This is a genomic window from Bradyrhizobium tunisiense, assembly GCF_042263385.1.
Classification (GTDB): domain Bacteria; phylum Pseudomonadota; class Alphaproteobacteria; order Rhizobiales; family Xanthobacteraceae; genus Bradyrhizobium; species Bradyrhizobium tunisiense.
Map to the genome: position 1 here is coordinate 84,286 of NZ_JBHLEV010000007.1, position 18,580 is coordinate 102,865.

The following is an 18,580-nucleotide window of genomic DNA, read 5'->3' on the forward strand; positions in this document are numbered from 1 at the left end:
ATCGGCGAGCGTTGCAGGCCGTACTCCAATCCAAGCTTATGCCGATGATGGCTGCCGCGGCAAGCAAGCTCAAGGCGCCGCCATCAGGCAGGCAGTGCGCATGCAAGCGGCGCGCCAATTGTTTGAAGCTTAAAGAAACTCATCTGCGGTCGATTGTTGCAGCTTTGGACTTGCGGCCGGCTTCAATTTACTTGAAGCTCAAAATGTTGGGGAATCCGTGCTGGCGCCAATGCCCGCCGAGAGTGACTGCACCGGGATGCTCGATTCCGAGACCAAGGCTGTCGAAACGCCGGAAGACCATGCCGACGAACTGCGGCTGTGGTTGCGTCTGCTGACCTGCACGACCCTGATCGAGGGCGAGGTGCGTGGCCGGCTGCGGCAGCGGTTCGACGTCACGCTGCCCCGTTTCGATTTGATGGCGCAGCTCGACAAGGCCCCTGACGGCATGACGCTGTCCGATGTTTCCAAGCGCATGATGGTGTCCAACGGCAACGTCACGGGTCTCGTCGAGCGCCTTGTGGAATCCGGCCATCTCGATCGTCGGACCTCGGAGACCGACCGCCGTGTCCAGGTGATCCGCCTCACGAAGCTCGGCCGTGCCGAGTTCCGCAGGATGGCCGCGGAGCACGAGACCTGGATCGCCGATCTCTTCGCCGATCTGTCGCCGAAGGATGTGCGCGAATTGATGCGGCTCCTCGCCAAGACCAAGGCGTCGGCGCAGAAATCGGCCGCGCGCCGCCGGGCGTAAGCGCGGGGCCGGTGGGCCGCCAATCCCTTTTGCCGCAGGAAAAAGCACCGGATGCCCAAAATCCGCTATTGCGCCAAATTGCTTTAAGCCTAAAATGTTTTCCAGATCGTGCTGCCGGGTGCAATCCATGCTGAAAGGAGCGTGCGATGGCCAACGCCGCCAAGGTTCAAGTGACGGGCTCGCATGACGGCAACGCCGCGACGGCCCATGTCGATACGTTTGCGCAGCAGCATCTGCCGGCGCGCGAGCTCTGGCCCGAGTTCATCTTCACGCGGCCGGAGCTGAATTATCCACCGCGATTGAACTGCGTCAGCTATTTCCTCGACCGCTGGGTCGAGCAGGGACTTGGCGATGCGCCTTGCGTCATCAGCCCCTCCGTCAGCTACACCTATCGCGAGCTGCAAGCCCTGGTGAACCGCATCGCCAACGTGCTGGTCGGCAAGCTCGGCCTTGTCCCCGGCGGTCGCGTGCTGCTGCGCTCTGCCAACAACCCCATGATGGTCGCGACCTATCTCGCGGTGATCAAGGCGGGCGGCATTGTGGTGGCGACGATGCCGCTGCTGCGCGCCAAGGAGCTGTCCTATCCGATCCAGAAGGCGGAGATTGCGCTGGCGCTATGCGACGGAAAGCTTTCCGAAGAGATGGAGAAGGCGAAAGCCGCCGCAATCGGTCTCAAGCAGGTGGTCTATTGGGGGAGCGGTCCGGGCACCACGCTCGAGGCGCTGATCGCCGATGCGAGCCCGGAGTTCAGGGCGGTCGATACCGCGTCCGACGACATCTGCCTGATCGCTTTCACGTCGGGCACGACAGGCGATCCCAAGGGCACCATGCATTTCCACCGTGACATGCTCGCGGTCTGCGACGGTTATGCGCGCAATATCTTGCGGGCCGAGCAGAAGGATCGCTTCGTCGGCTCGGCGCCGCTCGCATTCACGTTCGGTTTCGGCGGCGTGCTGTTTCCGATGCATATCGGCGCTTCGTTCGTCGTGCTCGAGAAGACGACGCCGGACGACATGCTGGCGGCGATCGAGCAGTACAAGACCACGGTTTGCTTCACTGCGCCAACCGCATACCGGGCGATGATCGCCAAGCTTCCGGGCCGCGACATCTCCTCGCTTCGCAAATGTGTTTCCGCAGGCGAGACCCTGCCCAAGCCGACCTTCGACGCCTGGCTCAAGGCCACCGGCATCAAGTTGATGGACGGCATCGGCTCGACCGAGCTACTGCACATCTTCATCAGCGCGACCGAGGACGAGATCCGTCCCGGCGCCACGGGAAAGCCCGTTCCGGGCTATGAAGCCAAGATCGTCGATGATGAGGGCCGTGACGTTCCGCCGGGAACCATGGGAAAGCTCGCGGTGCGCGGGCCGACCGGCTGCCGCTATCTCGCCGACGAGCGCCAGCGCAAATACGTCCAGAACGGCTGGAATATCACCGGCGACACCTACCTGATGGATAGCGACGGCTATTTCTGGTACCAGTCGCGCTCCGACGACATGATCGTGTCTGCCGGCTACAATATCGCCGGCACGGATGTCGAGGCGGCGCTTCTCACGCATCCGGCGGTCGCCGAGTGCGGTGTGGTCGGCGCCCCGGACGAGGCGCGCGGCATGATCGTGAAGGCCTATGTTATCGCCGCGCCCGGTGTGACGCCGGACGCCGCGCTGGTGACCGAGTTGCAGGAGCATGTCAAACGCGAGATCGCGCCCTACAAATATCCGCGCGCCATCGAGTTCGTGACGCAACTCCCGAAAACCGAGACCGGAAAATTGAAGCGCTTTGCCCTGCGGCAACTGGCGCAGGCCGCTGTGTCGTCTTCGGGTGTCGCGGCGGAATGAGAGGGATGGAGAATTGTCCGTGACGACGCCGAAAGGCCCGCAACTGGCGGCGCTACCGACCGCAGCCGAGAATGACGCCCGTCCGCGGGTGCAGGTGCTCCAGCCGTCGGGGTGGCCGATGCCGAAGGGCTATGCCAACGGCATGGCCGCCGAGGGGCGCATCGTCGTTAGCGGCGGCGTGATTGGCTGGGATGCCGATGAGCGCCTCGCCGATGGCTTCGTCGCGCAGGTGCATCAGACCCTGGGCAATATTGCCGCGATCCTTGCCGAGGCCGGAGCCCGGCCCGAGCATCTCGTGCGCCTGACCTGGTACGTCGTCGACATGGACGAGTACCTAGCCAATCTGAAGGAGCTGGGCAGAGTCTACCGCGACATCTTCGGCGCGCACTATCCTGCGATGGCGCTGGTGCAGGTCGTTCGGCTTGTGGAGAAGGCGGCGCGCGTCGAAATTGAGGCCACCGCCGTCATCCCTCGCTGAACTCTGCTGCGATCAGCTTCGCCTTGATCAGCTCGCCTTCGATCAGCTCGCCTTGGCGAGTTCGTTGTCTTCGGGCGAGTTCAGATAAACGCCCGAAATGGTGTCGACCCAGCAGAGATGGTCGTGCACCTTCTTCACGCCAGGGACATTCTCCGCCGCGACGACGGCTGCCTGCCGAGCGCGTTCCTCGGTGATAACGCCGCTGAGGTGAACGATGCCGTTGCGGACGATGACGTTCAGCCCGAATGGGCACCAATCCTTCTTCTCCATGGTATCCATGATACGGCTGCGAATGTGGTCGTCGTCCGCCGTCGGATCCGGCACCTCGCGTGCGAGCTCCGCCACCGCCTGAAGCAGATTGGCGCGAGAGACAATCCCGACAACCTTGTCGCCGCGCACTACCGGAAGCCGCTTGACGTTGTTCCGCTCCATGAGCTCGACGATCTCCGCAAGCGCCGTATCCTCGGTGATGGTCACGACCGATTCTGTCATCACCTCCGAGACTTTGCGGCCGTGCTCGTGGACGAAGTCGCTGGCCGATTTGTCCGGGCCGAGGATGAACCTCAGCCAGCGACCGCGCTTGCGCCCGGTGCCGATTTCGCTGCGGCGGATGAAATCTCCCTCGGAGACGACGCCGACCAGCTTGCCGGCATCGTCGACCACCGTGAGACCGCTGACGTGCCGTTTCAGCATGATATTTGCCGCCTCGACGATGCTGGTGTCGGGGGTAACCGAGATGACCGACCGGGGCATGATCTGGTGGGCGCGCATGGACAACTCCGCTGGCTTGTCGAATTTCGATGCGCGAAAACTAGCTGGAGCATCCGGGCGCGGTTTGACGCAGGTCAATCGGACGAAGCCCGCCCATCCTGATTAAGCAACTGCGACAAGCGCCCGGATTTGATGCAGCTCAACCCCGATGCGAAGCGGGGCCATATCCTGTGGAATTAGAACAGAGCCGACAGGAAGCATTCAGCTATGAGCGTCGTCCAGATATTTCCCCGGACCGAAGAAACGGCGGCGCAGGCTCTCTCCGTCGATCCCGCCGCGGGTCGCGCAGTCTCGACCGTGAGCCCCGAAAAGCTTGCAGGAATGGCGGCCGCCGCCGATCCTCTGTCTGCGTCAGAGCCATACCCTCTCGACCGTGCGTTCCATGCGATGCTGGCGCGGGTCACCGGCGGAATTTCGCCGCTTGCCCTGTCGCTCGCCTGGCTCGATTGGGGGGCGCATCTCGCTGCGGCGCCACAACGTCAGATGGAGATTTTCCGCAACGCTGTGCGCGACACCGGCAGGCTCGTGGAAGCGGTCGCGCACACGGCGTCACCGGGACAGAAGCCGTGGTCGGTGATCCAGCCGCAGGGCCGGGATCGCCGCTTCAGTGGACCGCAATGGGAGGTCCCACCGTTCAATCTGCTGGCTCAGGCATTTCTGCTCGGAGAGCGCTGGTGGCGCGATGCCGCGATCGGCGTGCGAGGCGTCTCGCACACCAACGAAGCCATCGTGGAGTTCTCGATGCGGCAGATGCTCGACATGCTGGCGCCGTCGAATTTCGCGGCGACCAATCCGAAGGTGCTGGAGAAGGCGTTCCAGAGTGGCGGCGAAAATTTCGTCTTCGGATGGCAGAATTGGTGCAGCGACCTGATGCGCCTGCTCTCCAACGCGAGGTTGGCGGATGACGCGCAGTTTGTGGTCGGCAAGACGGTGGCCGCGTCGCCCGGCAAGGTCGTCTACCGCAACGAACTGATCGAGCTGATTCAGTACTCTCCGACCACCGCGCAGGTCCGACCCGAGCCGATCCTGATCGTGCCGGCCTGGATCATGAAATACTACATCCTCGATCTTTCGCCGCAGAACTCGCTGGTCGGATATCTGACCGGTCAAGGTTTCACCGTGTTTGCGATCTCTTGGCGCAATCCGGATGCGAGGGATCGTGATCTCGCCTTCGACGATTATCGCAGGCTGGGCGTCATGGCGGCGCTGGACATGATCGGCCTGGTCATGCCGGGGCGGAAGATCCATGCGCTCGGCTATTGTCTGGGTGGCACATTGCTGTCGATCGCCGCCGCTGCAATGGAGCGTGACGGCGATAACCGCCTCGGTACCGTCACTCTCCTTGCCGCCCAGACTGACTTCACCGAGGCGGGAGAGCTGACGCTCTTCATCAACGAGAGCCAGGTCGCTTTTCTCGAAGACATGATGTGGCAGCATGGCTATCTCGACACGACGCAGATGGCCGGCGCCTTCCAGCTGCTGCGCTCCAACGAGTTGATCTGGTCGCGTCTGTCACACGACTATCTGATGGGCGAGGGCGCGCCACCGAGCGATCTGATGGCATGGAACGCGGACGCAACGCGGCTGCCCTATCGCATGCACTCGGAATATCTACGAAAACTGTTCCTCGACAACGATCTCGCCGGGGGGCGATATCAGGTCGGAGGCAGGAGCATTTCGCTCTCCGATATTCACGCTCCGATGTTCGTGGTCGGCACGCTCGCCGATCACGTGGCGCCATGGCGATCCGTCTACAAGATCCACTATCAGGTCGATGCAGACGTGACGTTCCTGTTGACCAGCGGCGGTCACAATGCCGGTGTGGTTGCGCCTCCCGAGGAGCCCGGCCATAGCTATCAGGTGCTGACCAAAGCCGCTGATGCGCCCTATGTCGGCGCGGAGGAATGGCTGAAGCTGGCTCCGCACGTTGAAGGGTCGTGGTGGCCGGAATGGGCCAAATGGCTGGCGGCGCGCTCCGGCGCGCCTTGCGATCCACCGCAGATCGGAATTGGAGATTCGCCCAGCCTGCCCGATGCGCCGGGGGACTACGTTCACACCTAGACCTCCGGCTCGGAGCTCGGCGCGAGCTCCGAGGAGCGGAAGGGCTTGGTCTTGTTCAGCTTCCGATAGGCCGCCGACGCCGTCCGCAACAGCTTCTTTTCCCGCTTGCGATTGAGGAAGCGATTGCTCGCATCGAGGCCGGCGCCGTTCAACGACGCCGCCAGCGTTTGTCCCCGCGCATCGTCGTTCAATTGTCCGAGCGATCGTTGCGCCTTGCGCAACTTCTTGAGGATGGACTTCTGTTTCGTCAGCGATTCTCCGGCGAACAGGTCCTGGAGCGACTCGATCGAATAGGTCATCCGCTTGTTGAGAAGGCGTAGTTTGTGGCGTTTTTCGACGTCGAGCTTGCGGAGCTTTCGCGCTTTCTTGAGCAGCGTCGTTTCCCATTCGGTCAGCCGCTCCGTCGCCTGGTCAGCGAGCGTGCAACGGCGCAATCGGATGGCTTCCTTGCTGCGCCGGGTCGACCAGGGGCCTCTCTCGATCCAGGTCGAGGTCTGCTCGACAAGGCGGCGATAGCGCGCGGATTGCAGCGCGCGCGCCAGCTGGCGGTGGCTCTCGGCGCGCTTTTCGTCCCAGTGCTGAAGCTCGGCGATCACGGCAAGCTCGTCGCCACTCTCAGCGACGACCCGCTCGATCGCCACGTCGAGGTCCCGCACCATGCCGAGCTGGCCGTTGAGCCATTTCAGCTCGGCCCAGACATTCGGGCGCACAGCGTCGTCGACCATCGGGGAGAAGAAGCGGATGGCGGTGCGCAGGTGTGTCAATGCGATTCGGATCTGGTGCAGCGCGTCGGGATCGCCGCGGCAGGTGCCGTCATGCTGAGCGAGGACGGCGTCGAGGTGACGGCGCGCGATGATCCGGAAGGCGGTGTCGCAGGCCATGCCGGGGCTGAGGCGCGCGGGCAGGGCATTGCGCCGCGTCGCCGGCTTGGCATGCTTGGCCGCCGTCGAGCTCTTGGTGGGTCGCGACATCCTTGCCCGCGTCAATCAGCTTGCCCTATTGCCCCTCAGCGATCGCGTCCCGACAGCTCTGGAGCGTTTGCTCCTGTGTCCCGGATGCATCGATGGTCGCCCAGCCAACATGGCCGATACTATATTGCTCCTGCAGCGCGGCAACCTCTTCCGTGGCGTCGGATGCGTCTCCCCGGCGGCTTCCGATCCGCATCTGCCGGGTCGCGAGATCGGCAACGAGGAACAGGCCGTTCAGCGGCACGTTGCGCTCGCGTGCCAGCGCGGCGATCGCGTCCCGTTCGTCCTCGCGGGCGAACACGCCGTCGATGATCGCCGAATGGCCTTGCGCCAGCACCCTCCGGGCGCGCTGAGCCAGCGTATCGTAGACGCGCGCCGCGTGTTCCGGCGTGTAAGCGGAGGGCGGAAGGCGGTGCGTATCCTCGACCCCGAACATCTGCTTGCGAACGAGGTCGCTGCGCAGCACGACGGCCCCGGGGGACGGCGCGACGACGGGTGCGAGCGCTTGCGCCAGAACCGTCTTGCCGGTGCCCGACAGGCCGCCGACCGCAATCAGGCGCGGTGCGGCGGGATGGATCAGCGCCCCCGCGAGGTCAAAATAGCGTCTTGCCTCGCCAAGGATGCCGGGGTCATCGGGATGCGCCGGCTTCAGCCGCGCCAGGGCCACTTGTGCGCGGATCGCTGCCCGGACGGACATGAAAAGCGGCAGGGCCGAGAGCGCATCGAGATTGTCGGCCGGCGTCGCTGCGAGATAGCGGTTCAGGACGATGTTGGCCGCACCTGGCTGATCGTGGTGCAGCAGGTCCATCAGCGTGAATGCGAGATCGTAGAGCACGTCGACGGTTGCCATCTGCGCATCGAACTCGATGGCGTCGAACAGCACTGGGCGGTCCTCGATCAGAACGATGTTTGCGAGATGCAGATCGCCATGGCAGCGGCGCACGAAGCCCTTCCGGCCGCGCTCCTCGAGCAGGGGACGAACGCGCAGAAATGCCTCGTGCGAGGCCTTGCCGAGCTTTTCGATGTCTCCCGCGTCGAAATGGCCGCCGGCTCGCAGGCCGTGACTGTTGCCGTCGATCAGGGCCGGGATGGAGGAGATCCATGCCTCGCTCCCGGCGCGGGCCGCCGCGGCGTGCGAATCTACGATCGCGTCAGCAGCGGCCGACGCAAGAGCGGCATCCAGCGGGCCAGCCCTTGCCAGATGATCCAGCGTGCGGTTTTCGTCGAAGCGCGACATGTCGACCGCATACTCGACCGGACGGCCGGGGCCGTCGACCTTGAACGATCCGTCCGGCTCCTCGGTGATCGCGACGACGCGATGGTATATCTGCGGCGCCAGCGGCCGGTTGATCCGGATCTCCTCTTCGCAGGCTGCCTTCCGCTTCTCGAGCGTCGAATAATCGAGGAACGGAAACTGCACGGCGCGCTTGATCTTCAGCGCACGCCTGCCGTCGAGAAGGACCGAAGCCGCATGCGTGTCGATCCGCTTGACGTTCGGATGCTCAGCGGAATTGGTGAGCGCCACGAAGATCCGGTCCTGGGTCGCAGAATCGTCTGTCATGTCTGGCACATCCAGATGCGTCGGGAGGCGGTCCGCCCGACGATCAAATCCCTACGAGCGGATCGCGGCCAGTCCTTGACGTCGATCAACGCCCGCCGCGAACCACCGGACCGAGTTCCCTTGGCTTGACGAGGATCAAGCGTCTCGATGAAAGCCGGCTTATTGTGGCGGGCCAAGGAGAATCCGATGCCCATCAAGGATGTCTTTCTGCCGCTTGTCGGTCAGCCGCGCGGGCCATCCTTGGCTGCGATAGAGAAGTGCGTGGCCGTCGCCGCCGACCTCGGTGCCAGGATCACCGCGCTGGCGCTTGAGGAAGAGGTTGACGAGCGGTCGAAGGTGATGCTGCCCTACGATCGCGAGGCCGCGGAGGCCGGCATTTCGCGCGAGGCGAGCGACGCGCAACGGCTCCTGAACGCATTCACCAATGCGGCGTCCTGCGCCAATATTCGCGCCCGGAGCCGAACGGGCAAGGCGCCGGCGGACCAGATTCCGGCGATCCTGGCGGAACACGCCCGTTTCAGCGATCTCACACTGGTTCCGGTGAAGCCGCACGACAGTCGAACGGAGACCATTGTCGAAACCTTCCTGTTCGAATCCGGCCGACCGCTTCTGCTCTGTCCGGAACATCACGCGGACGAACTTCGGCCGGAATTCGAGAACGTCATGATCGCCTGGGATCACTCCGCACGTGCGGCGCGGGCGGTCGGCGATGCACTGCCGCTCCTGCAGGTGGCCGCCTCGGTCCGCGTGGTGACGGTTACGGATGACAAGACCGAAGCGGTCGTGCAATCCGGAGCCGCTCTCGTCGATCATCTGAGGGAACACGGCGTCCACGCCTCCTTCGAAACGGCCAAAGGCAGCGGCAGGTCGATCGGCAAGATCTTGGGAAACTGGGCGAATTCCCATGGAATGGATGCGATCGTGATGGGCGCTTATCATCATTCGCGCTTGAACGAGATCGTGTGGGGCGGTGTGACAAAGACCGTCATTGGCCAGCCACCATGCTGGGTTATGATCTCACACTAGGCTCGTTACTCTCCAGCCTGATCGTCAACCATCGAACCGTCGCTGACCGGGCTCGCTTGCTTTCATGTCAACCTATCGTCTGAACCATCTGCTGGCGCCGCGTTCAGTCGCGCTCGTCGGCGCGAGCGCCCGTCCAGCCTCCGTCGGACGCGCTGTCCTGGAGAACATTCACAAGGCCGAATTCAAGGGCCGGTTCGGCCTCGTCAATCCGCGCCATGCCGAAATCGGCGGCGTCGCCTCGGTGAAGAGTCTGGAGCGGTTGGACTTCGTGCCCGAGCTCGTGGTCATCACGGCGCCGTCGCGCGAGATTCCCGCCATCATCGACCAGGCCGGGCGTCGCGGCTCGGCGGGCGCATTGATCGTTTCGGCCGGGCTTGGCCATGGACCGGGATCTCTGTACGAGGCTGCGATCACCGCGGCCCGCAAATACGGCATGCGGCTGATCGGACCGAACTGTCTCGGCATCATGATGCCGGGGGTCAGCCTCAATGCCAGCTTTGCGGCGCATATGCCGGGGGCGGGCAGCCTCGCGCTGATCTCGCAATCGGGCGCGATCGCTGCCGGCATGGTGGACTGGGCTGCGCAGCGCGGCGTCGGCTTCTCCGGCATCGTCTCAATCGGCGATCAGATCGACGTCGATATTGCCGATCTGCTCGACTATTTCGCGATGGATCACAAGACGCGCGCGATCCTTCTCTACATCGAGTCCATCAAGGATGCGCGCAAATTCATGTCGGCGGCGCGTGCCGCCGCGCGCGTGAAGCCCGTCGTCGTGGTGAAGTCCGGCCGCATGGCGCAGGGCGCGAAGGCGGCGGCCACGCATACCGGCGCGCTCGCCGGCGCCGACGCCGTGTATGACGCGGCGTTCCGCCGGGCGGGTGTGGTGCGGGTCTCCGATCTGCGTGAGCTGTTCGATTGCGCCGAGACACTCGGCCGAGTCGAATCGCCCGCGGGGAAGCGTCTCGCTATTCTGACCAACGGTGGCGGGATCGGTGTCCTCGCCGTCGATCGATTGGTCGAGCTCGGCGGAATCCCGGCGACCATCTCGGCTGAGGCGCGCAAGACGCTCGACGCGGTCCTGCCGCCGACCTGGTCCGGGGCAAATCCCGTCGATATCGTGGGCGACGCCGACGCCTCGCGCTACGCGGCGGCTTTGGAGGTGCTGCTGGCCGATCGCGACAATGATGCGGTCCTGGTCCTCAACGTGCAAACGGCGATTGCCTCGGCGGCCGACATCGCGACGACCGTGATGGACCTTGTCGGCAAATATCGCGAGGAGCATCGTCGCTGGGCGAAGCCCGTATTGGCGGCCTGGGTTGGAGCCGATCAGCACATCATTCAGGCGCTTTCCGGCGCCGGTATGCCGAACTACCCGACCGAAGACGACGCCGTGCGCGGCTTCATGCATCTGGTCCGACACCGCGAAGTGGTAGAGGAGCTGAGCCAGGTTCCTCCCGCGATGCCTGATACGTTCGTTCCGGACGCCCGGGAAGCGAGGCAGATCGTCATCGCCGCGATTGCGGACGGCCGCGAATGGCTCGAGCCTGTCGAGATCAAGAATCTGCTCGAAGCCTACGACATCGCGATGGTGCCGACCTATGCGGCAGCCGATGTCGAGCAGGCGGTGAGCTACGCAAAGGAGATCTTTGCACAGGGCGGCACCGTGGTGCTGAAGATCATGTCGCGGGACATCATCCACAAATCCGATGTCGGCGGTGTCGTTCTCAATCTGACGACGCCGGAGGCCGTGCGAGCGGCCACGTCCGACATTCTCGCCCGGGCGAGAAAGCTGCGGCCCGAGGCCCGCATTGGCGGCGTGATCGTCCAGGCGATGGTCGTCAAGGCGAAGGCGCGCGAACTCATCCTGGGCCTCGCCGACGATCCGACTTTCGGCACCGTGGTCGTCTTCGGCCGTGGCGGAACCGCGGTCGAGATCATCAACGACAAGGCGCTTGCGCTGCCGCCGCTCGATTTGCAACTGGCCCGCGACCTGATCGACCGCACCCGCGTGTCGCGGTTGCTGCCCGCTTATCGGGACGTGCCGGCGGTGAAGCCAGATGCCGTCGCCATGGTGCTGGTCAAGCTCGCGCAGATGGCGGCCGACATTCCCGAGATCCGCGAATTCGACATCAACCCGCTGCTGGCGGACGAAACCGGCGTGACCGCGGTGGATGCCCGCGTCGCGGTCGGGCCGCCGCAACGGAAGTTTGTCGGCTCCGGCCCGGCCAATTTCGCCGTTCGCGCCTATCCGTCGCAATGGGAGCGCCGCCTCAAGGTCAAGGACGACTGGCGCATCTTCGTGCGGCCGATGCGTCCCGAGGACGAGCCGACGATCCACGAATTCCTGCGCCACGTCACGGCGCACGACCTTCGCCTGCGTTTCTTCGCGCCGATGAAGGAGTTTACCCACGAATTCATCGCACGCCTCACCCAGCTCGACTATGCACGCGCGATGGCCTTCATTGCATTCGACGAGGCCACCGGCGAAATGGTCGGCGTGGTCCGGCTCCATTCGGACTCGATCTACGAGAGCGGCGAATACGCGATCCTGCTGCGATCCGATCTCAAGGGCAGGGGGCTCGGCTGGGCCCTCATGCAGCTGATCATCGACTACGCCAAGTCGGAAGGTCTGAAGGTCATATCGGGCGACGTGCTCAAGGAGAACATCGTAATGCTCGAAATGTGCCGGGACCTCGGCTTCGAGGTCAAGCCGGATTCCGCCGAGCCAGATATCTGCGACGTCAAGCTGAAGCTCTGAGCGCGCTCTAGGAGCCCGCTTCAGTCGACGTTGCGGCAGACTTCCTGGCCGTTGTGCGCAAGTTCTTGACGATGATCGCGATCAGCGGCACCAGCACAGGCACGATCGTGCTGAGCGGATGATGCACGGCACCCGACACCTGGGCCTGGAGGGCTCGCGCTTCGAGCTGGAGAGCCTCGATGGAGGTGTCGTGAATTTCGCTGGCAAGTTCGAGGTCACGCCCTGACGGAGCGCGGCCGGCGATCGCGAACAGAACAGCCGCAATGGCAAAGTTGACGGCGCCGAGGATGGCCGCCGCGGCAATCGCACTCCAGATCTGGACCAGTGCGAAATAGGCAGACAGCTCCAACATCAGAAGCCCGAACGCCGCGATCAGCGCCGCAAAGGCGCGCAGGCCGAGGCCGATCAACAGATGGCGCAGCCTGATGTCCGCGATGATCCGGTCGGTGCGCCACAGCGCGCGCAGATGTTTGACCACATTCTCGGTATTCACTTAGTGTCTCCTCAGCATGAAGCCGACAATCACGCCGAGTGCGAACGCGGAGGCGAGCGATGTGATCGGGCGCTCCGCGATGAGCCCCTGAAGCTGCTCCTGCTCGTCGTCGACGGTCTCGCCGAGTTCGGTGAGCGCGGCCCGGATCTGATCGGCGAGCGCCTCGGCGCGATCCTTCGAGCTCTCGAACATCTCTTCGCCGGCGGTGCTCAGCAAGCGTGTGACATCGACCTTCAGCGCCCGCAGTTCTTCGCTCATCCCGTCACTGTTGAACATGGACTTGATATCCCCATTGAACGTAAGCAAGCCTAGGACCCGCGCGCGTGATCGCGCTTGATTTGCGTCAATCCGCGGCGTGGTCCGGGTCTTGAGACAGGTCAAGCCGGCGGCCATATGCTGGCCTAGAAATGCTGTCTGACTGGGGGCCAATTGCCCCGATGAGGTGGAACGCGTGAACCACGAACCGCTGTTGCTCGCAACGCCGTCCGGCGACGTGCTGAACTTGCGTCCCGAAGGGCCCTGGACCGCCGCGAATGTGGTCACACTCGAGACGTTGTCGCGGTCGGTGGGACCCGACGTCGATCGGTCGCGCGTCGTCACCATGGACATGTCGGGCGTCAGCGCGCTCGATACGCTCGGTGCCTGGATCCTGGAAAAGCTGTCTCGCAGGGCTTCGTCATCCGGCAGATCGACCGAGTTCGTCGGTGTCGCCGATCATTTCAGTGGGCTGATGGACGAGGTACGTCAGGTCAACCGCAATACGCCGGCGCCGACGGCTGCGCCCAATCCGCTGCTGGCGAGGCTTGGCGATTTCGGAAAATCTACGGTTGGCGCGCGGGAAGACGTCACGATCTTCCTCCAGATGCTCGGCGCATTGTTCATGGCGGTGATCGGTGTGCTGCGACGGCCGCGTTCGCTGCGGCTGACGTCGCTGGTGTATCAGCTCTACCGCATCGGGTGGCAGGCGATTCCCATCGTCGCGCTGATCACCTTCCTGATCGGCGCCATCATCGCCCAGCAGGGCTTCTTCCATTTCCGCAGATTCGGCGCGGAGTCCTACACCGTCGACATGGTCGGCATCCTGGTGCTGCGTGAGCTCGGCGTGCTGATCGTCGCCATCATGGTCGCCGGCCGGTCGGGAAGCGCCTACACCGCCGAGCTCGGCTCGATGAAGATGCGCGAGGAGATCGACGCGCTCTCGACCATGGGGCTCGATCCCGTCGAAGTCCTGATCCTGCCGCGCGTTCTGGCCCTCATCATTGCGCTGCCGATTCTCACCTTCATCGGATCGATTGCCGCGCTCTATGGCGGCGGTCTCGTCGCGCAGTTCTATGGCGACATGGGGCCGGCGATCTACATCGCGCGGCTGCACGAGGCCATCACAGTCACACATTTCGAGGTGGGCATCCTGAAGGCGCCGTTCATGGCGCTGGTGATCGGGATCGTGGCCTGCAGCGAGGGATTGCGCGTCAAGGGCAGCGCGGAGTCGCTCGGACGGCAGACCACGACGTCGGTGGTGAAGTCGATCTTCCTGGTGATCGTGCTCGACGGCCTGTTCGCGATCTTCTTCGCGTCGATCGGAATGTGACGATGGATGCACCGCAAGACCAGTTCGCGATCCGCGTTCGCGACCTCGTGGTCGGCTTCGGCCGCCAGATCGTGCTCGACCATCTGTCGCTCGACGTCCGCCGGGGCGAAATCCTGGGGCTGGTGGGGGCGTCCGGCGGCGGCAAATCGGTGCTGATGCGGACCATCATTGGCCTCATTCCGCGCCAGGGCGGGGCCATCGAAGTCATGGGACAACCCACCGGTGGTCACGGCCGCGGCGCAGCCACGACATGGGGCATCCTATTTCAGCAGGGCGCGCTGTTCTCCTCGCTGACGGTCCGCCAGAACGTCCAGTTTCCCTTGCGTGAAAATCTCGTCCTGTCGCAGGAGCTGATGGACGAGATTGCGATCGCCAAGCTCGAAATGGTGGGCTTGCGCGCCCAGGACGCGGACAAATATCCGGCGGAGCTGTCCGGCGGCATGACCAAGCGCGTGGCACTGGCGCGCGCGCTCGCGCTCGATCCGCCGATCCTGTTCCTCGATGAGCCGACATCCGGCCTCGATCCGATCGCCGCGGGCGATTTCGACGCGCTGATCAAGACGCTGCAGAAGACGCTGGGGCTGACCGTGTTCATGGTCACTCACGACCTTGCGAGCCTGACCACGGTCTGCGACCGCGTCGCCGCGCTCGCCGACGGCAAGATCGTGGCGATCGGCCCGATGCGCGAATTGCTGCAATCCGAGCATCCCTGGGTGCGGGCCTATTTCCACGGCAAGCGCTCGCAGATGCTGCAACACGAGATGAGATGAGACATGGAAACCCGCGCTCCCTACGTGCTGATCGGCAGTTTCGTGCTGGCCGCGATCCTCGCGGTGTTCGGCTTCGTCTATTGGCTGAACAACACCGGCGGCATCGGGCCGCGCACGAACTACCACGTGCAATTCCAGGGGCCGGTCCCGGGACTTCTGGTCGGCGCCGGCGTGCTGTTCAATGGTATTCGTGTCGGGGAGGTGACCCAGCTCGGGCTCGCGCCTGACAACCCGCGCTTCGTCAACGCGACGATCTCGGTTGCCACCGCCACTCCGGTGCGTTCCGACACCAAGGTCGGTCTCGAATTCCAGGGTCTGACCGGCGTGCCGGTGGTGACGCTGGAAGGCGGTGTGATCATGGCCAAGTCCGGCGAGCCCCTGACCCTGATCGCCGAGGCCGGCGCCGGTCAAAGCATGACCCAGGCCGCGCGCGATGCCCTGCGGCGGGTCGACACCGTCCTCGAGGACAATTCCGGCCCGCTGAAGGACACGATAGCCAATCTGAAGACGTTCTCCGATGGGCTGGCGCGCAACACCGGCAAGATCGACGGCATTCTGGCGGGCCTGGAGAAGATGGCCGGCGGCGGTACGCCTGCGCAGAAGGTCACCTACGACCTGCACTCGCCGCAGAACCTCGGTCCGGCCGGCAAGACGCTCACGGCGTCGCTGGCCATTCCCGAGCCGAGCGCGGTCGCAATGCTGCAGACCCAGCGCATGCTGTTCGCGCCCGCCGGGGACAGACCGGGCTTTGCGGACTTCCTCTGGTCCGACAGCATTCCGAAATTGTTCCAGGCGCGCCTGATCGACAGCTTCGAGAATTACGACATCGCTCACGCCCCGCTGCGCACGTCCGACCTCGGCCAGGCGGATTATCAGCTCCTGATCGACATTCGGCGCTTTCGGATTGCCACGGAGGGTGAGCCACGGGTCGAGATCGGAGTGTCGGCGCGGATCGTCGACAAGAACGGCAAGGTGGTCGCCTCGCGCCTGGTCGAGACCAGCGAAAAGCTCGACAAGGTCGAGCCGGCCGCCTCAGTCGCCGCCTTCGACGCGGCCTTTGCTCGCATCGCCAAGGAGCTGATCGGCTGGACCGTGCAGGCGGTGTGACGCCTATTGCAGCGTCTTCAGGTAGGACAGAAGGTCGTGGATCTGGTCTGGACTGAGCTCGAAGGCGGGCATGTCGGCGTGACCGGTGTTAATCCCCTCGGCCAGCGCCTCACCGAGGGTCTCTATCGGATAGAGCCGATGCAGGGTGCGCAGCGGCGGCGCGTCCTCGAGCGGACTGCGGGAATCGCGGTCGATCGCGTGACAGCGTGCGCAGTTGGCCCGCGCAAAGGCCTTGCCGCGCTGTTCAGCGGTGGGGGCCGCCAGCGCAGGCGTAATCAGAAGCAGCCCAATCAGGCCGTGACGCAGGGCGCCTTGCAGCATGGAAAGTGATCCTGTCGAACGCTGGATGCAGAATAAGACGGGGATGCCACCCGAATTTGATCTGAGTCAACTGGCTTTGGCGCAGTGCAGTAAAATGCAGATGCGTGGCGGGCTCGGCCGGGGGCGGAGCTGGATCGACGCGAGGAGCGGTGGATGAAGCCTTCCGTGGTCACGATTGAGCCGAGCGGGCACTTCTGCGACGATTGCGCCGTGCGAGGAGCAGCGGTTTGTTCGTCGCTGGATGCGGCCGAGCTCAGGGAGTTCGAACATCTGGGACGCCGCGTTCATTTTGGCTCCGGCGAGACCGTGTTCTCCGAGGAGGACATCACCAGTTCGTTCTACAACGTTCTCGAAGGCGTCATGCGTCTGTACAAGCTGCTGCCCGACGGCCGGCGGCAGATCGTGGGCTTTGCTTTGCCCGGCGATTTCCTGGGGATGAATTTGTCCGGCCGGCACAATTTTTCTGCCGATGCGATCGGCGCGGTCACCGTGTGCCAGTTCGGCAAAGCGCCGTTCGGCCGCTTCATCGAAGACCGGCCGCAGCTGCTCAGGCGGATCAACGAGCTGGCCGTTCGCGAGTTGAGCCAAGCGCGCGACCATATGGTCCTGCTCGGCCGCCGCTCCGCCGACGAGAAAGTCGCAGCCTTTCTGCTCGGCTGGCGTGGACGGTTGGTCGCGCACAATGGGCTGTCCGATACGGTCCCGCTTCCGATGAGCCGTCAGGACATCGCCGACTATCTCGGCCTGACCATCGAAACCGTCAGTCGCACCTTCACCAAGCTGGAGCGTCACGGCGTGATCGAGATCATTCACGGCGGCATCAGCCTGCTCGATCCTGCGCGCGCCGAAGCGCTGGCCGCAGCCTGACGGTCCGTCCGCGGCGCCCTGATCCTTTTTTGATCTCAATCAATGACGCCGGCCGGCCGCGGCAAATAATGGCGCAAACCATCAGGGAGGAGCATGATGCCCGCTGACGCATTGCTGATGTCCATTGTCGTCGTCGCGATCTTCGTCGCATTCGCCGCAGCTCTGGCTTGGGCGGACCGGCAAACCAGCGCCGGCCGGCTCGATCCGGATTCCAAGCGCTGAAGCGCCTGAGGTCTTCGTCCGCTCAGACGAGCCAGCGGCCGACGCTCGCCCGGCTGGCTTTCGCCAGCGTCTCAACGCAATCGCGCCTTGCGCGGCCTGCAACTCTGCATCAATTAAAACGCATCGACGCATCCTTCGGATGTGGACTTCCGGCATGACCGCGGCTTTTTCGCGGCATTTGCCTCAAACCGCGCGCGTGCTTTCCGGTTGAAAAGCCTGATAACGTTGACTACGCAGGAACCTCAGTGCCTCGTAGTCTTAGGAGCCCCGCGGCGTGCCTCAGGACAAGACCGGCGACCCCCGACAGTCGGCGGGCAACAAACTATCGGTCCTGCGCAAGCACCCGATCTTCGCGGATCTGGAGCCGGAGGCTCTCGATCAACTCTGCCGCTACGCCAAGCACACCACCGTGAAGCGCGGAGCGACGATCGCCGCCAAGGGCGATCCAGGCAACAATCTGTTCGCGGTGATCTCGGGGACCGTGAAGATCTCCTCCTCGTCGCCAGATGGGCGGAACGCCATTCTCAATCTGATCGGTCCCGGGGAAATCTTCGGCGAGATCGCGGTGCTCGACGGCGCGCCCAGGTCCGCCGACGCCACCGCCAACACCAATTGCGAGCTCTATATCATCGACCGCCGGGACTTCCTGCCGTTCGTGAAAAGCCAGCCGGCTCTGGCGATGAAGTTCATCGAGCTGCTCTGTGCGCGGCTGCGCTGGACCAGCCAGCAGGTCGAGCAGGTCATTCTCCAGAACCTGCCGGGGCGGCTCGCCAGCGCGCTGCTCGGTCTCACGGAGGAGCGCAAGTTCGACTCCGGCAGCGGCACACTGGCCATCACGCAGCAGGAGATCAGCGAGATGGTGGGAATGACGCGCGAGAGCATCAACAAGCAATTGCGCGCATGGGCCGGCCGCAACTGGGTTCGCCTCGAGCACGGCGCCATCGTCGTGCTGGATACGGATGCGCTGCGCGAACTCGCCGAGAGCGGCCTCAACGGCGAGTGA

Annotated in this window: 18 protein-coding genes; 12 read left to right on the forward strand and 6 right to left on the reverse strand. The window is 64.1% G+C overall.

What is annotated here, in order from left to right; genetic code table 11:
• The first annotated feature begins 229 nt into the window (after window positions 1-229).
• From ACFDR6_RS26855 to ACFDR6_RS26865, 3 genes are all read left to right on the forward strand, one after another.
• Window positions 230-748 carry a MarR family winged helix-turn-helix transcriptional regulator gene (locus ACFDR6_RS26855; protein ID WP_212090919.1) on the forward strand — a complete coding sequence of 173 codons (519 nt, stop codon included), beginning with the start codon at window positions 230-232 and terminating at the stop codon, window positions 746-748.
• 146 nt (window positions 749-894) lie between these two features.
• Window positions 895-2,586, forward strand: a complete 1,692-nt coding sequence (locus ACFDR6_RS26860) for a benzoate-CoA ligase family protein (RefSeq protein ID WP_212090921.1) — start codon at window positions 895-897, stop codon at window positions 2,584-2,586.
• Window positions 2,587-2,605: 19 nt separating this feature from the next.
• Entirely contained in the window at window positions 2,606-3,064 is a 459-nt protein-coding gene (locus ACFDR6_RS26865; protein WP_375848855.1) for a RidA family protein, read from the forward strand.
• A 42-nt stretch (window positions 3,065-3,106) separates the two neighbouring features.
• On the opposite strand, the gene ACFDR6_RS26870 is transcribed toward ACFDR6_RS26865, so the two are convergent.
• A complete protein-coding gene (locus tag ACFDR6_RS26870; protein ID WP_375860093.1) occupies window positions 3,107-3,835 on the reverse strand; it encodes a CBS domain-containing protein in 729 nt (242 codons plus the stop codon).
• 207 nt (window positions 3,836-4,042) lie between these two features.
• On the opposite strand from ACFDR6_RS26870, the gene ACFDR6_RS26875 reads away from it, so the two are divergent.
• Window positions 4,043-5,896: a PHA/PHB synthase family protein gene (locus ACFDR6_RS26875; protein WP_375860095.1), complete on the forward strand. Its 1,854-nt coding sequence runs from the start codon at window positions 4,043-4,045 to the stop codon at window positions 5,894-5,896.
• Here the strand turns inward: ACFDR6_RS26875 and ACFDR6_RS26880 are convergent.
• Together ACFDR6_RS26880 and ACFDR6_RS26885 are read right to left on the reverse strand one after the other, a co-directional pair.
• Window positions 5,893-6,867: a CHAD domain-containing protein gene (locus ACFDR6_RS26880; protein ID WP_317243206.1), complete on the reverse strand. Its 975-nt coding sequence runs from the start codon at window positions 6,865-6,867 to the stop codon at window positions 5,893-5,895. The two genes, ACFDR6_RS26875 and ACFDR6_RS26880, sit on opposite strands and share 4 nt — an antisense overlap.
• Before the next feature lie 25 nt (window positions 6,868-6,892).
• Window positions 6,893-8,425 carry a bifunctional aminoglycoside phosphotransferase/ATP-binding protein gene (locus ACFDR6_RS26885; protein WP_375860097.1) on the reverse strand — a complete coding sequence of 511 codons (1,533 nt, stop codon included), beginning with the start codon at window positions 8,423-8,425 and terminating at the stop codon, window positions 6,893-6,895.
• A 186-nt stretch (window positions 8,426-8,611) separates the two neighbouring features.
• Between ACFDR6_RS26885 and ACFDR6_RS26890 the strand changes: the two genes are divergently transcribed.
• Window positions 8,612-9,451 (forward strand): universal stress protein, encoded by an 840-nt coding sequence (locus ACFDR6_RS26890; protein ID WP_375860098.1) that lies wholly within the window; start codon window positions 8,612-8,614, stop codon window positions 9,449-9,451.
• A 64-nt stretch (window positions 9,452-9,515) separates the two neighbouring features.
• Window positions 9,516-12,209 carry a bifunctional acetate--CoA ligase family protein/GNAT family N-acetyltransferase gene (locus ACFDR6_RS26895; RefSeq protein ID WP_375860099.1) on the forward strand — a complete coding sequence of 898 codons (2,694 nt, stop codon included), beginning with the start codon at window positions 9,516-9,518 and terminating at the stop codon, window positions 12,207-12,209.
• Between the two features lie 7 nt (window positions 12,210-12,216).
• On the opposite strand, the gene ACFDR6_RS26900 is transcribed toward ACFDR6_RS26895, so the two are convergent.
• Together ACFDR6_RS26900 and ACFDR6_RS26905 are read right to left on the reverse strand one after the other, a co-directional pair.
• The gene (locus ACFDR6_RS26900; protein WP_212090941.1) at window positions 12,217-12,702 is read right to left on the reverse strand and encodes a phage holin family protein; all 486 of its coding nucleotides are present in this window, start codon (window positions 12,700-12,702) and stop codon (window positions 12,217-12,219) included.
• Window positions 12,703-12,978 (reverse strand): hypothetical protein, encoded by a 276-nt coding sequence (locus ACFDR6_RS26905; protein ID WP_212091668.1) that lies wholly within the window; start codon window positions 12,976-12,978, stop codon window positions 12,703-12,705.
• A 175-nt stretch (window positions 12,979-13,153) separates the two neighbouring features.
• On the opposite strand from ACFDR6_RS26905, the gene ACFDR6_RS26910 reads away from it, so the two are divergent.
• The 3 genes from ACFDR6_RS26910 to ACFDR6_RS26920 are packed head-to-tail and all read left to right on the forward strand — an operon-like array spanning window position 13,154 to window position 16,167.
• Window positions 13,154-14,290: an ABC transporter permease gene (locus ACFDR6_RS26910; RefSeq protein WP_375860100.1), complete on the forward strand. Its 1,137-nt coding sequence runs from the start codon at window positions 13,154-13,156 to the stop codon at window positions 14,288-14,290.
• A gap of 2 nt (window positions 14,291-14,292) precedes the next feature.
• The gene (locus ACFDR6_RS26915; RefSeq protein WP_212090959.1) at window positions 14,293-15,060 is read left to right on the forward strand and encodes an ABC transporter ATP-binding protein; all 768 of its coding nucleotides are present in this window, start codon (window positions 14,293-14,295) and stop codon (window positions 15,058-15,060) included.
• A gap of 3 nt (window positions 15,061-15,063) precedes the next feature.
• Window positions 15,064-16,167 carry an ABC-type transport auxiliary lipoprotein family protein gene (locus ACFDR6_RS26920; RefSeq protein ID WP_375860101.1) on the forward strand — a complete coding sequence of 368 codons (1,104 nt, stop codon included), beginning with the start codon at window positions 15,064-15,066 and terminating at the stop codon, window positions 16,165-16,167.
• Window positions 16,168-16,170: 3 nt separating this feature from the next.
• Here the strand turns inward: ACFDR6_RS26920 and ACFDR6_RS26925 are convergent, their stop codons facing one another.
• The gene (locus ACFDR6_RS26925; protein WP_375860102.1) at window positions 16,171-16,488 is read right to left on the reverse strand and encodes a c-type cytochrome; all 318 of its coding nucleotides are present in this window, start codon (window positions 16,486-16,488) and stop codon (window positions 16,171-16,173) included.
• 153 nt (window positions 16,489-16,641) lie between these two features.
• On the opposite strand from ACFDR6_RS26925, the gene ACFDR6_RS26930 reads away from it, so the two are divergent.
• From ACFDR6_RS26930 to ACFDR6_RS26940, 3 genes are all read left to right on the forward strand, one after another.
• Window positions 16,642-17,355: a helix-turn-helix domain-containing protein gene (locus ACFDR6_RS26930; protein ID WP_212091669.1), complete on the forward strand. Its 714-nt coding sequence runs from the start codon at window positions 16,642-16,644 to the stop codon at window positions 17,353-17,355.
• Window positions 17,356-17,451: 96 nt separating this feature from the next.
• Window positions 17,452-17,577, forward strand: a complete 126-nt coding sequence (locus ACFDR6_RS26935; RefSeq protein WP_283818793.1) for a hypothetical protein — start codon at window positions 17,452-17,454, stop codon at window positions 17,575-17,577.
• 274 nt (window positions 17,578-17,851) lie between these two features.
• Window positions 17,852-18,580 carry a Crp/Fnr family transcriptional regulator gene (locus tag ACFDR6_RS26940; protein WP_212090980.1) on the forward strand — a complete coding sequence of 243 codons (729 nt, stop codon included), beginning with the start codon at window positions 17,852-17,854 and terminating at the stop codon, window positions 18,578-18,580.

Bases quoted from the DNA above. Each gene is read 5' to 3' on its own strand.
- ACFDR6_RS26880 (WP_317243206.1), bottom strand. From the start codon at position 6,867: ATGTCGCGACCCACCAAGAGCTCGACGGCGGCCAAGCATGCCAAGCCG.
- ACFDR6_RS26855 (WP_212090919.1), top strand. From the start codon at position 230: ATGCCCGCCGAGAGTGACTGCACCGGGATGCTCGATTCCGAGACCAAG.
- ACFDR6_RS26920 (WP_375860101.1), top strand. From the start codon at position 15,064: ATGGAAACCCGCGCTCCCTACGTGCTGATCGGCAGTTTCGTGCTGGCC.
- ACFDR6_RS26895 (WP_375860099.1), top strand. From the start codon at position 9,516: ATGTCAACCTATCGTCTGAACCATCTGCTGGCGCCGCGTTCAGTCGCG.
- ACFDR6_RS26890 (WP_375860098.1), top strand. From the start codon at position 8,612: ATGCCCATCAAGGATGTCTTTCTGCCGCTTGTCGGTCAGCCGCGCGGG.
- ACFDR6_RS26905 (WP_212091668.1), bottom strand. From the start codon at position 12,978: ATGTTCAACAGTGACGGGATGAGCGAAGAACTGCGGGCGCTGAAGGTC.
- ACFDR6_RS26925 (WP_375860102.1), bottom strand. From the start codon at position 16,488: ATGCTGCAAGGCGCCCTGCGTCACGGCCTGATTGGGCTGCTTCTGATT.
- ACFDR6_RS26930 (WP_212091669.1), top strand. From the start codon at position 16,642: ATGAAGCCTTCCGTGGTCACGATTGAGCCGAGCGGGCACTTCTGCGAC.
- ACFDR6_RS26935 (WP_283818793.1), top strand. From the start codon at position 17,452: ATGCCCGCTGACGCATTGCTGATGTCCATTGTCGTCGTCGCGATCTTC.
- ACFDR6_RS26860 (WP_212090921.1), top strand. From the start codon at position 895: ATGGCCAACGCCGCCAAGGTTCAAGTGACGGGCTCGCATGACGGCAAC.
- ACFDR6_RS26870 (WP_375860093.1), bottom strand. From the start codon at position 3,835: ATGCGCGCCCACCAGATCATGCCCCGGTCGGTCATCTCGGTTACCCCC.
- ACFDR6_RS26885 (WP_375860097.1), bottom strand. From the start codon at position 8,425: ATGACAGACGATTCTGCGACCCAGGACCGGATCTTCGTGGCGCTCACC.
- ACFDR6_RS26875 (WP_375860095.1), top strand. From the start codon at position 4,043: ATGAGCGTCGTCCAGATATTTCCCCGGACCGAAGAAACGGCGGCGCAG.
- ACFDR6_RS26915 (WP_212090959.1), top strand. From the start codon at position 14,293: ATGGATGCACCGCAAGACCAGTTCGCGATCCGCGTTCGCGACCTCGTG.